Source organism: Phyllobacterium sp. SYP-B3895 (genome assembly GCF_009647635.1).
In the GTDB taxonomy this organism is placed as follows: domain Bacteria; phylum Pseudomonadota; class Alphaproteobacteria; order Rhizobiales; family Rhizobiaceae; genus Phyllobacterium; species Phyllobacterium pellucidum.
Window position 1 is genome coordinate 1025397 of sequence record NZ_WJIG01000001.1, and the last position, 12131, is coordinate 1037527.

11 protein-coding genes are annotated in these 12131 nt (G+C 60.3%); 8 read left to right on the forward strand and 3 right to left on the reverse strand.

Annotated features, from left to right (window positions below):
- Nucleotides 1-67: 67 nt before the first annotated feature.
- From rlmH to GF108_RS04945, 3 genes are all read left to right on the forward strand, one after another.
- Nucleotides 68-550, forward strand: coding sequence for a 23S rRNA (pseudouridine(1915)-N(3))-methyltransferase RlmH (gene rlmH / locus GF108_RS04935; RefSeq protein WP_370462076.1), 483 nt, complete (start codon nucleotides 68-70; stop codon nucleotides 548-550).
- A 156-nt stretch (nucleotides 551-706) separates the two neighbouring features.
- Nucleotides 707-2002: a macrolide transporter subunit MacA gene (gene macA, locus GF108_RS04940; protein WP_153667068.1), complete on the forward strand. Its 1296-nt coding sequence runs from the start codon at nucleotides 707-709 to the stop codon at nucleotides 2000-2002.
- An 8-nt stretch (nucleotides 2003-2010) separates the two neighbouring features.
- Nucleotides 2011-3954: a MacB family efflux pump subunit gene (locus tag GF108_RS04945; RefSeq protein ID WP_153667069.1), complete on the forward strand. Its 1944-nt coding sequence runs from the start codon at nucleotides 2011-2013 to the stop codon at nucleotides 3952-3954.
- A gap of 3 nt (nucleotides 3955-3957) precedes the next feature.
- Here the strand turns inward: GF108_RS04945 and GF108_RS04950 are convergent, their stop codons facing one another.
- Complete coding sequence (locus tag GF108_RS04950) at nucleotides 3958-4344, reverse strand: DUF3011 domain-containing protein (RefSeq protein ID WP_051614727.1); 387 nt, start codon at nucleotides 4342-4344, stop codon at nucleotides 3958-3960.
- 118 nt (nucleotides 4345-4462) lie between these two features.
- On the reverse strand, nucleotides 4463-5344 hold the full coding sequence (locus tag GF108_RS04955) for a LysR family transcriptional regulator (protein WP_091947859.1): 882 nt from the start codon (nucleotides 5342-5344) through the stop codon (nucleotides 4463-4465).
- A 133-nt stretch (nucleotides 5345-5477) separates the two neighbouring features.
- On the opposite strand from GF108_RS04955, the gene GF108_RS04960 reads away from it, so the two are divergent.
- Nucleotides 5478-6974, forward strand: a complete 1497-nt coding sequence (locus tag GF108_RS04960; protein WP_027231130.1) for a CoA-acylating methylmalonate-semialdehyde dehydrogenase — start codon at nucleotides 5478-5480, stop codon at nucleotides 6972-6974.
- Nucleotides 6975-7049: 75 nt separating this feature from the next.
- Here GF108_RS04960 and GF108_RS04965 read toward each other — a convergent pair whose 3' ends face one another.
- The gene (locus GF108_RS04965) at nucleotides 7050-7703 is read right to left on the reverse strand and encodes a GntR family transcriptional regulator (RefSeq protein ID WP_091947862.1); all 654 of its coding nucleotides are present in this window, start codon (nucleotides 7701-7703) and stop codon (nucleotides 7050-7052) included.
- An 81-nt stretch (nucleotides 7704-7784) separates the two neighbouring features.
- Here GF108_RS04965 and GF108_RS04970 point away from each other — a divergent pair, with 81 nt between their 5' ends.
- The 4 genes from GF108_RS04970 (at nucleotide 7785) to GF108_RS04985 (ending at nucleotide 12128) form a co-directional block, all read left to right on the forward strand.
- Nucleotides 7785-8678, forward strand: coding sequence for a dihydrodipicolinate synthase family protein (locus GF108_RS04970; RefSeq protein WP_153667070.1), 894 nt, complete (start codon nucleotides 7785-7787; stop codon nucleotides 8676-8678).
- 15 nt (nucleotides 8679-8693) lie between these two features.
- Nucleotides 8694-9941: an FAD-binding oxidoreductase gene (locus tag GF108_RS04975; RefSeq protein WP_153667071.1), complete on the forward strand. Its 1248-nt coding sequence runs from the start codon at nucleotides 8694-8696 to the stop codon at nucleotides 9939-9941.
- Between the two features lie 8 nt (nucleotides 9942-9949).
- Nucleotides 9950-10951, forward strand: a complete 1002-nt coding sequence (locus GF108_RS04980) for a 4-hydroxyproline epimerase (protein WP_153667072.1) — start codon at nucleotides 9950-9952, stop codon at nucleotides 10949-10951.
- A 268-nt stretch (nucleotides 10952-11219) separates the two neighbouring features.
- Nucleotides 11220-12128, forward strand: a complete 909-nt coding sequence (locus GF108_RS04985; protein ID WP_027231135.1) for a branched-chain amino acid ABC transporter permease — start codon at nucleotides 11220-11222, stop codon at nucleotides 12126-12128.
- Nucleotides 12129-12131 lie beyond the last annotated feature (3 nt).

The following is a 12131-nucleotide window of genomic DNA, read 5'->3' on the forward strand; positions in this document are numbered from 1 at the left end:
CGGCACGGTCGTCTACGAGCCCGTAACAGAGTAGCAGCCGTCCGAGTGCGGGCACAGGAACCCTTTCGTGCGCATTACCGTTTTTGCCGTTGGCCGGATGAAGTCTGGCCCCGAACGCGAACTGGCCGACCGCTATTTCGACCGTTTGAAGAAAACCGGCGCGCCACTCGGGCTCGAATTTACGTCGGTGACGGAGATCAGTGAAAGCAGGGCGCAGCAACCCGAACTGCGCAAGCAGGAAGAATCGGCAAAAGTCCTCGAAGCCCTGGATCAGGGCGGCGTCCTCGTCCTTCTCGATGAGCGCGGCAAGACAATGTCGTCCGAAGCCTTCGCCGAAAGGATCGCGCGCTTCCGCGACGACGGCAAGCGTCAGCTCCTGCTCGCGATCGGCGGACCAGATGGGCATGATCCCGCTCTTCGCGACCGAGCCGATCTTGTGCTTGCGCTCGGCGCAATGACATGGCCGCATCAGATTGTCCGCATCCTTGTCGCCGAGCAGATGTATCGGACAACAACGATCCTCTCCGGACATCCATATCATCGCGTATGATCATTCAGCCGCCGTTCATGCGCGCCCGTCGATAATCGCGCCTCGAGGATCATTACCAAAATATAATGATCTCAATGCTTTTCGGGCGAACCCCTCATCTCCATTTGTTGGTAATATGGATGAGTTGAGGCGGCGGATGAGAGTGGAGCGGGTCGGATGAAAGAAATAGCCAGAGCGGCCAAGCGGGACAAGACGCCCGAAACATCCAATGTGACCTTTATTCCCGGAGCAGTTCCACCGAGCCGCAAGAAAAAGCGGGCGCGCTTCTGGTTCTGGATCCCCGTGGTGCTCATTGCCGTTGGAGCGGGCGCCTATACGTGGAATCGCTACCAGAACTCGACTGCGACAGCCGCCGTCGTCACGCAGGCGGTCGAGCGCGGCGATATCGAAAATGCTGTTACCGCAGTCGGCACGCTCGATTCGATAAAATCGGTCGATGCCGGTGCGCAGGTTTCCGGTCAGTTGAAGGTGCTTCACGTCGAGATCGGCGATAAGGTCACGCAAAACCAGCTTGTCGGCGAGATCGATCCCGCCACCATCCTCAACAAGATTGAAATCGACCAGGCAGAACTCGCCAATCTGAAGGCTCAGCTCGTCTCGAAGCAGGCGCAGCTTGTCCTGAAGGAGTCCAACATCGACCGCCAGCGTAATCTCGTCGCAACGCGCAGCGTCTCGCAATCGGTGCTCGATCAGGCGGTCGCTGACCTCGCCGGCGCGGAAGCGGACGTCAATGCGCTCGAGGCGCAGATCCGCAAGCAACAAGCGACCCTTGCCGGCGACGAAGTCGACCTTGGCTACACCAAGATCTATGCTCCCATGGCCGGAACGATAGCAGCCGTGCCGGTCAAGGAAGGCCAGACGCTCAATGCGAGCCAGACGGCGCCGACGATCGTCACCATTGCCGATCTTTCGACGATGACGGTCAAGGCGCAGGTTTCCGAGGCAGACGTCAGCAAGCTCAAGATCGGCATGGATGCCTATTTCACGCTGCTTGGTCAGCCGGGCAAGCGCTATACGGGCAAACTGCGGCAGATCCAGCCTACGCCGGACATCGAAAACAATGTCGTTCTATATTACGCGCTGTTCGATGTTCCTAATCCCGATGGCGATCTCATGATCTCGATGAGCGCCCAGGTGTTCTTCGTTGAGTCCGCCGCGCGCGATGTGCTTGTGGTGCCGAGTTCGGCAATCACCATGCCTGCGGGCTCACGGCGCGGCGGCAATGGCGAACCATCGCACAAGGGCGAGGTGACAGTCGTCACGGCGGCTGGCGCCACTGAAACGCGCGCGGTCGAAGTCGGCATTCGCAACCGCGTCAATGCCGAGATCAAGAGCGGTCTTAATGAAGGCGAGCGCGTTGTCGTCGGAACGGGAAGCGATCCATCGACGACGAAACCGAATAGTGGCGGCAACCGCTCGCAGCGTTCGGTTCGCATGCCGCCGATGTTCTGAGCAAAGACATGACCGCACTGATCTCGCTCAAGGATATCACCAAGACCTACTACAATGGCGATCTCGCCGTTGAGGTCCTGCACGGCATATCGCTCGATATCGAGGCGGGCGAGTTTGTCGCGATCATCGGGCAATCCGGCTCGGGCAAATCGACGCTGATGAACATTCTGGGCTGCCTCGACCGGCCGACCAATGGCGACTATCTGCTGGACGGCGAGCAGGTCTCCGCGTTCGAACCCGACGAGCTTGCCGGACTGCGCCGTCGCACCTTCGGCTTCGTCTTCCAGAGCTACAATCTCATTCCGACGGCGAGCGCCCAGGAGAATGTCGAGGTTCCTGCCGTCTATGCCGGCGCGCATGCGCGAGACCGGCGCGACCGCGCCGAGGCGCTGCTCAATTCGCTGAAGCTCGGCGACAGGCTCGACCACCGGCCTAACCAGCTTTCGGGCGGGCAGCAACAGCGCGTCTCGATCGCCCGGGCGCTGATGAATGGCGGGCGCATCATTCTTGCGGACGAGCCTACCGGCGCTCTCGACAGCCAGAGCGGCGAAGAGGTTATGGCGCTGCTGCGAAGCATGAATGAGAGCGGCCACACCATCATCGTTATCACCCACTCGCGTGAGGTGGCCGAGCAGGCAGACCGGCTGATCGAATTGCGCGACGGGCGCGTCGTTTCCGATCGCACCAAGAAGGGCCGCAGCAATCCCGAGGCCGCTTCCGGTCTGAAGCAGAAAGCCGTCGAAGGCGTAGCGGCACTTGCCGATGTGACCGAAGCCGTCAAGATGGCGCTGCGTGCGCTCCATGCCAACCTGTTCCGTACGATCCTGACGCTGCTTGGCATCGTTATCGGTGTCGGATCTGTCGTGGCGATGCTGGCAATCGGTACGGGCGCGCAGAACTCCGTGCTCGACCGTATCTCCGCCATGGGTTCCGATTTGCTGGTGGTTCGGCCGAGCATGGCGAATTTTCGCGGCACGAGTGGGGGTAGTAACGTAACGCTTGTTCCAGCCGATGCGGACGCCATCCTCGAAGTGCCGAACGTTGCCTTTGCCGTTCCGGAAATGACCAGCACCGTTACGTTACGTTACGGCAATGTCGACTATCAAACCACAGCGAACGGCACCGTTCCCCAGTTCACCGAGGCGAAATCCTGGAAGGTCGCCAAAGGCGAATTCCTCAACAGGGACGACATGGATAGCTATGCGCCGGTCGCCGTCATCGGCCGCACGGTGGAGAAGACCTTGTTTCCAGACGGCGAAAATCCGCTCGGAAAATATGTGCTGGTCAGCAAAATTCCGTTCCAGATCATTGGCGTGATGAGTGAGATGGGGGCGGGGCCAGGCGGCAACGACCAGGACGATACGATCCTCATGCCGCTGACGACAGGCAGCATGCGCATCTTCGGACAACGCAATGTGCGCTCCATCACGGTACAGGTGAAGGACAGCGCTGCCATCGACACGACGCAGGACGCGTTGCAGGCGCTCCTCGATCGCCGTCACAAGAAACAGGACACCCAGATCACCAATATGGCCTCGATCCGCGAGGCCGTGACCGAAACGTCGAACACGCTGAAGCTGTTTCTCGGCGCCGTCGCAGCCATATCCCTGCTCGTTGGCGGTATAGGCGTCATGAACATCATGCTGGTGAGTGTCAGTGAGCGGACGCGCGAAATCGGCGTGCGCATGGCAACAGGCGCGCGCCAGCGCGATATCCTGCTGCAGTTCATCATCGAGGCTGTGGTTGTTTCCGCGATCGGCGGTGCAATCGGCGTGGTCGCCGGCCTTGGTACAGGCATTCTTGCCAAGGTTCTTGGCGCCCCCGTCAGTTTTACAATCGGGCCGGTGGCGCTCGCCTTTGCCTGCTCGTTCCTAACAGGCCTGGTCTTCGGCTTTCTGCCGGCTCGAAACGCTTCAAGGCTTCAGCCGGCAGTCGCTCTCAGTTCGGAATAGCGATTACCAATCGCTCTGCGGATCGCCACGATAGGGATCGTAGGACCGGTCGTCGTAGCCGCGGCGCGGCTGCTGGTAGCGGTCGTCCGGATACGGGTCGCGGTTGCGATAGTAGCGCTGCGGCGGCCGGCCGCCGGAATCGGCGAAGACAGCGGAACAACCCTTGTCGACCCAGATCACGCCGCGGGCAAAACCCCATGTGTCGCCGGCAACGCAGGGCGTCCCTGAAAGCTGGCGGACAACGCGCGGACGGCGCATGCCCGCATCGCACTCCCTATATTTGAACTTGCGCGATTCGCATTTGATCGTGCTCTGCGCGAGTGCGGGCGTAGAAATGAAATATTGCGCGCCTCCAAAGGCGACAGCGAAAGCAAGAACATATCGGTACATTTTGCCTCTCCAATACCGAATCAAAACAACGTGAATGTGCACCAATTGAAGCTCCCGCGGCAATTTTTGTTCCAGTAGTGGCGATCACATTTCTCCGGTGCTTCGAAAGAGGCAGTGTTCAGGAAAACCGTGCATTCTCGCTGCTGACGAGATCGGAAATAAAACTTGAAACGGCGGTTATGCGCCGCAGTGTTCGCACCGATTCATGATAGGCGAGCCAGTAGGAGCGGCGGATCGTGCGCTCGGGCAGGACCGGGACGAGATCGGCATGCTCGCGCGCGATGAACATATGCAAGATGCCGATGCCCGCGCCGGCGCGCACAGCTTCGACCTGGCCGAGCGCGCTCGAGATTTCGAAGGCGGGACGCCAGTCGCGGCTGATCTCAGGCGCGTAGTTCAGCGATTGGCTGATGACGAGGTCATCGACATAGCCGACAAGCCTGTGGTTCGCGAGTTCGTCGATCGAGCGCGGCGCAGGGTGCGCGTCGAGGTAGGTGCGGCTTGCATAGAGGCCGAGGCTGTAATCGACGAGCTTGCGCGCGACAAGCCGGCCCTGGTCAGGTCGGTCGACGGTTATGGCGATGTCGGCCTCGCGGCGTGACAGCGAAAAGGAGCGGGGAACCGGAACCAGCTGGATCTTGAGGTCGGGATAGCGTGCGGTCAGCGTGGCGAGGCGCGGCGCAAGGAAGGTGACGCCGAAGCCGTCGGGGGCACCAATCCGCACGGAGCCGGAGATCGCCACATCCGCATCACCGAGCGACGAGCGAATCGATAGCATCTCGGCTTCCATGCGCTCAGCCGAGAGCAGGAATTCCTCGCCGGCATGGGTCAGTTCGCAGCCATTTGTGCGCCGGGTCAAAAGCTTCGTGTTGAGGTCGTGTTCGAACGCCGTCAACCGCCGCGCGACCGTCGCGTGGTTGACGCCGAGGCGCTTTGCGGCGCCGAGAATCTGCCCCGAGCGTGCAACCGCCAGGAAAATACGTACGTCGTCCCAGTTCATCGGCTTTCTCCTGACGAAGTTCGTACTTCAATTTCCGCACAACGGATACGCTTTTGCTTGGCTTGCAATAAATATTTTGAAGCGCGATGATGCGCCACGAATAAATCCAACAATTGCAGGGAGGCAGATCACAATGCGTGAAGTCGGACATTTTATCGGTGGCAAGAACGTCCCCGGCACGAGCGGACGCTCGACGGAGATTTTCCAGCCCATGGACGGAACCGTGCAGGGCCGCGTTGCTCTGGCAACGCCGGCAGAGGTGCGCGCCGCGGTCGAGGACGCCAAGGCTGCGCAGCCGAAATGGGCTGCCACCAATCCGCAGCGCCGTATCCGCGTCATGCGCAAGTTTCTTGAACTGGTCGAAGCGGAATACGACTCGCTCGCCGAACTTCTCGCCCGCGAGCACGGCAAGACCATTCCCGACGCCAAGGGCGATATCCAGCGTGGCCTCGAGGTCGTCGAAGTCTGCCTCGGCGCCGCTCATATGCTCAAGGGCGAATTCAGCGACAATGCCGGAACCGGAATCGACGTCTATTCGATGCGCCAGCCTCTCGGCGTCGTTGCAGGCATCACCCCGTTCAACTTCCCGGCAATGATTCCGTTATGGAAGGCCGCTCCTGCCATCGTCTCCGGCAATGCTTTCATCTTGAAGCCGTCGGAACGCGATCCGGGCGTGCCGATGCGCCTTGCCGAACTTTTCATGGAGGCTGGGCTTCCAGCGGGCATTTTCAACGTGATCAATGGCGACAAGAGCGCCGTCGATGCGCTGCTCGACGATCCAGACGTCAAGGCCATCGGCTTTGTTGGCTCGACCCCGATCGCCCAGTACATCTATGCCCGGGCGACGGCCAACGGCAAGCGCGCCCAGTGCTTCGGCGGCGCCAAGAACCATATGATTATCATGCCCGATGCGGATATGGACCAGACCGTCGACGCCCTTATCGGCGCCGGTTACGGCTCGGCAGGCGAGCGCTGCATGGCGATTTCCGTCGCAGTGCCGGTTGGCAAGGATACGGCTGACCGCCTGGTCGCACGTCTTGCCCCGCGTGTCGAAAGCCTCAAGGTCGGCCCCTCGACCGATATGTCGGCCGATTACGGTCCGGTCGTCACCAAGGACGCGCTGGAACGTATCAGGGGTTATGTCGATCTCGGCATCAAGGAAGGCGCCAAGCTCGTCGTCGACGGCCGCGACTTCAAGATGCAGGGCTATGAGAATGGCTACTACATGGGTGGCTGCCTCTTCGACAACGTGACCCCTGACATGCGCATCTACAAGGAAGAGATATTTGGCCCCGTGCTGAGCATCGTCCGCGCCGAAACCTATGAGGATGCGCTGCGCCTGCCGAACGAACACGAATACGGCAATGGCGTTGCCATTTTCACCCGCGACGGCGACGCGGCACGCGACTTTGCCTCGCGCGTCCAGGTCGGCATGGTCGGTGTAAACGTTCCGATCCCGGTTCCGATCGCCTACTACACGTTCGGCGGCTGGAAGGCCTCAGGCTTCGGCGATCTCAACCAGCACGGCCCGGATGCATTCCGCTTCTACACCAAGACCAAGACAGTCACGTCGCGCTGGCCATCCGGCGTGAAGGATGGCGCGGAATTCGTCATCCCGACGATGAAGTAACCTGCGGGTCAGGGAATTGAGCAGGGGCTGCGGCAGCAATGCCGCGGCCCTTTCTGCTTCGATGGGGCTGACAGATCAGGGCGCCATGCTGCGCAAATGGTCTATCAACCTTGTGGCCTCATCGGCAGCGCGCTGCTCATCCCGATCTATGATTGCTTCGATCAATGCCCGGTGGGCGCCGGCGGATTCCTGCAGGCTTCCCGGCCGCTGCAGCCGGAACCAGAACCTGCGGCTGTGCGTCTGAAGCGGTGACGCGAGCCGGGCCGCAAACGGGTTCTCCGCGGCCTGGCCAAGGACTGTGTCGAACGTCTTGTCCGCAGCAAGAAAACTGCCGACATTATTGCCTTCTTGAGCGGCGCTCATGGCATCGGAGGCCTGCTGCAGGCGCCGGTGGTGAAGGTCGGCGCCATAGAGCGCGGCGTCGCGGGCGAGGACCCTCTCAACACCCTCCCGGGTATCGAGGACTTTGCGAAAATCCTGCGGATTGAGCGCGGCAATCGCGATGCCCGAGCGCGGCCGGATCTCCATCAAGCCTTCCCAGGCGAGTTTCTGCACCGCCTCGCGCACGGGTGTGCGGCCCATCCCGGTAATGTCCGTCAGGGCCCGCTCGTTGATAATCGCCCCAGGCTCCAGCTTGAGCGTAACGATCATCTCCTCGATCTGGCGATATGCAAGTTCGGCGAGGCTTTCTCCCGTCGGAATTGAACTCTGGACTGTGGCTTGATGCATATATTGAATCTTTCGGAGTACCCAATTGACAGCGACGAAGGTTACAGATATATTTCTGATATATCAAGAAGGAGCAGAGATATGTGGGCAGGCATTTTTCCAGCTGTAACCAGCAAATTCACCAAGGATGATAATCTCGATCATGCGGAAATGGAACGTTGCTTCTCGCTCCTGATGGACGCTGGATGCGATGGCCTGATCGTTGCGGGCTCGCTCGGCGAGGGGCCGATGCTCAGCCATGACGAGAAGCTCGAAGTCCTTGAGACCGCAAAGCGCGTAGCAAACGGCAAGCCCGTGCTGCTGACCATCAACGAGGCGGCGACCCGCGAGGGCGCGGCGCTTGCAAAGCGCGCAGCACGCGCCGGTGCCAATGGTCTCATGCTCGTGCCGAGCCCGATCTATCACACCGACCCGGAAGAAACCGTCACCACTTTGAAGGCTGTTGCCGCGGCCGGCGAACTCCCGGTAATGATCTATTCAAACCGTATCGCCTATCGCGTCGATGTCACCAATGAAATCCTCGGCGAGCTTGCAGCGGATGATCTCTTCGTCGCCATCAAGGAATCGTCTGACGACGTCCGCCGCACCACCGACATCATCAATACGTTCGGCACCCGCTTCGATCTTTTTACCGGCGTCGACAATCTCGCCTTCGAAGCGCTGACCGCCGGCGCCATCGGCTGGGTGGCCGGTCTCGTCACCGCGTTCCCGAAGGAAACGGTCGCAATCTATAAGCTCGTCCAGGCCGGTCGCTATGAAGAAGCGCTGCGCATCTATCGCTGGTTCCGGCCGCTTCTCGATCTCGATGTCTCGACCTATCTCGTCCAGAACATCAAGCTCGCCGAAGTGCTCGAGATCGGCACCAATGACAGGGTTCGTCTCCCACGCCAGCCGTTGCGCGGAGCACGGCGTGAAGCGGTGGAACTGATCGTCAGGAACGCGATCGCATCGCGCCCAACCTTGCCGGTCCTCTAAGTCTCCCGGCATACGATGGATGGGCGCAAGGACGACATCGTCATCATCGGTGCCGGCATTGTCGGCACCGCTATCGCTGCCATATTGTCGGAAGGCGGCCACAAGGTTCTCGTCATCGACAGGCAAGGTATTTGCGAGGGTACAAGCTCCGGCAATGCCGGGGCTCTCGCCTTTTCGGACATATTGCCGATGGCATCGAAAGGCGTTCTCGCCAAGGTGCCCCGCTGGCTGAGAGACCCGCTCGGCCCATTCACGATCCGGCCGGGTTATCTTCCCAAATTGGCCCCCTGGCTCTATCGCTTCTGGCGCGCCAGCCGGCCAGCAGCGCAAATACATACGATCGAGGCGCAAGGCGCCATGATGCGGCTTGCCGAGCCCGAAATGCTTGGGTTGATGGAGCGCGCCGGTATTCGCCATATGGTGCGCGAGGACGGATCGCTCGAACTTTACGAGAGCGAAGAAGAGCTCAACGGAACTCTGCCCGGCTGGAATGCCCGCAAGAAGGCAGGGATCGCCTTCGAGCATCTGCGCGGTGACGACCTCGCCGAATGCCAGCCCGGACTGGCCCGACGTTTCGTGGCGGGGACGTTCGTTCCCGGGTGGAAGACCGTCAGCGATCCGCTCCATGTCGGAAAGGGGCTGTGGGCCTACGCCGAACGTCTTGGCGCACGTTACAGGCAGGCGGAGGTAGTAACCGTCACGAGCACCGCGGAAGGCGTGGCGATCGGACTTGCGAGTGGCGAGACGATCAATGCTGGCAAGCTCGTCGTTGCGGGCGGGGCATGGTCGCACCGGCTGGCAAAACAGCTCGGCGACGCGATACCGCTTGAAACCGAGCGCGGCTACAATACGACTTTGCCCAAAGACGCCTTCACCCTGAAGCGGCAGTTGATATTTTCCGGTCACGGTTTTGTCGTCACGCCCCTCGAAACCGGCCTGCGTATCGGCGGAGCCGTCGAACTTGGCGGTCTTGACCTGCCGCCCAACTACGCTCGCTCCGAGGCGATGCTGACCAAGGCCAAATTATTCATGCCCGGCCTTGAGACCGGGGGCGGGAGGCAGTGGATGGGCTACCGTCCGTCGCTGCCGGATTCGCTGCCCGTTATCGGCTATGCAAGGGCGAGTAAAAATGTACTCTACGCATTCGGTCACGGCCACCTTGGACTGACCCAGGCCGCGGCGACAGGTCGCCTGATCAGCGAGTTGATCGACGGTCGCACGCCGTCGATCGCGATCGAAGCATTCCATCCGCAACGCTTTTGAGGAGCATCATGGCGCGTCATTCCTTCTTCTGTGTCGATGGTCATACCTGTGGCAATCCGGTCCGCCTCGTCGCAGGCGGCGGTCCCAATCTCGTCGGCGCTACGATGATGGAAAAGCGCGCGCATTTCCTCGCCGAATACGACTGGATCCGGACCGGCCTGATGTTCGAGCCGCGCGGCCACGACATGATGTCCGGCTCGATCCTCTATCCGCCGACCCGCGAGGATTGTGACGTCGCGGTGCTGTTCATCGAAACCTCCGGCTGTCTTCCCATGTGCGGCCATGGGACGATCGGCACGGTCACCATAGCGATCGAGCATGGGCTCATCAATCCGCGTACACCAGGGCGTCTCAACCTCGATACGCCCGCCGGTCTCGTCGTTGCGGAATATACGCAGGAGGGGCAATATGTTACGAGCGTGCGCCTCACCAATGTACCGGCCTTCCTCTACGCCGAGGGCCTGGAGGTCGAGTGTCCGGACCTTGGCGTTCTCACGGTCGACGTTGCCTATGGCGGCAATTTCTACGCCATCGTCGATCCGCAGGAGAACTTCCGCGATCTCGCCGACTACCGGGCGCTCGATCTCATCGGGTGGAGCCCGGTGCTGCGCCAGCGCCTCAATGAGCGTTACAAATTCGAGCACCCGGAAAAGCCCGAGATCAATGTGCTGAGCCATATACTGTGGACAGGCGCGCCCACGCGGCCGGAAGCGCATGCGCGCAACGCCGTTTTTTACGGCGACAAGGCGATCGACCGTTCGCCTTGCGGTACGGGCACATCGGCGCGCATGGCGCAGCTTGCCGCAAAGGGCAAGTTGAAGCCCGGCGATGATTTCGTGCACGAATCGATCATCGGTTCGCTGTTCCACGGTCGCGTCGAAAAGGCTGTGACGGTCGCCGGCCAGCCGGCCATCATTCCGTCCATCGCCGGCTGGGCTCGAATGACCGGCTACAACACCATCTTCATCGACGATCGCGATCCCTTCGCGCACGGGTTTGTCGTCAAATGAGCGTGTAGGGAAAGGTGGCCAATTAAGGCGGTGCCGGACGAAACAGCGGTTTTTCAACTATTGGTAGCAGCATTCCCTGAGGAACCGTCCAATTTTGGTGTATAATCCCGCTGAAACTGTGCGAGCAAATGTAAAGATATGGCGTAGGCTAAAAAAGCTGTTGCTTTCTTTAGCGCACACGCTAGGTGTAGCATATTGGGGTAAACGGGAACCGGATAAAAAAACCGGATAAGAAAATTCCCAATAAAAAATGAGGGGTATCGTTGCGATGGAGTACTTCATCCAGCAATCGATCAATGGTCTGACGCTTGGTTCAATCTATGGCCTGATCGCAATCGGTTATACGATGGTCTACGGGATCATCGGCATGATCAACTTCGCCCATGGCGATATTTTCATGCTTGGCGCCTTTATGGCGATGATCGTTTTTCTAGCTTTAACTACGTTCATTGGCGGCGTGCCTGTTGTGTTGGCGCTGCTCCTGATGATGCTCGTCGCCATGCTGCTGACCGGGTTGTGGAGCTGGACGATCGAGCGCCTGGCTTATAGGCCGCTGCGCGGATCGTTCCGCCTCGCGCCGTTGATCACGGCGATCGGCATGTCGATCGCGCTATCGAATTTCGTACAGGTAACGCAGGGTCCGCGCAACAAGCCGATCCCGCCGCTGGTCAATGGCGGTATTACCATTTACGGCACCAATATCACCATCGCCTACAAGCAGATGGTGATCATCATCGTCACCGCAATTCTGCTTGCCGCCTTCTGGTACCTCGTCAACAAGACGACGCTCGGGCGGGCCCAGCGATCCTGCGAGCAGGACCGCAAGATGGCGGCGCTGCTGGGCATCGACGTCGACAAGACGATCTCCATGACCTTCGTCATGGGCGCAATGCTCGCTGCCGTCGCCGGAACGCTCTATCTCATGTTCTACGGGGTCATTTCCTTCACAGATGGCTTCGTGCCGGGCGTAAAGGCCTTTACCGCTGCCGTTCTCGGCGGCATCGGGTCGCTTCCCGGCGCCGTGGTGGGTGGATTGCTCATCGGGCTCATCGAAGCGCTCTGGTCCGCCTATTTCTCCATCGATTACAAGGATGTCGCAGCTTTCTCGATCCTGGCGATCGTGCTGATCTTCCTGCCATCCGGTATCCTGGGTCGGCCCGAAGTCGAGAAGGTATAAGCT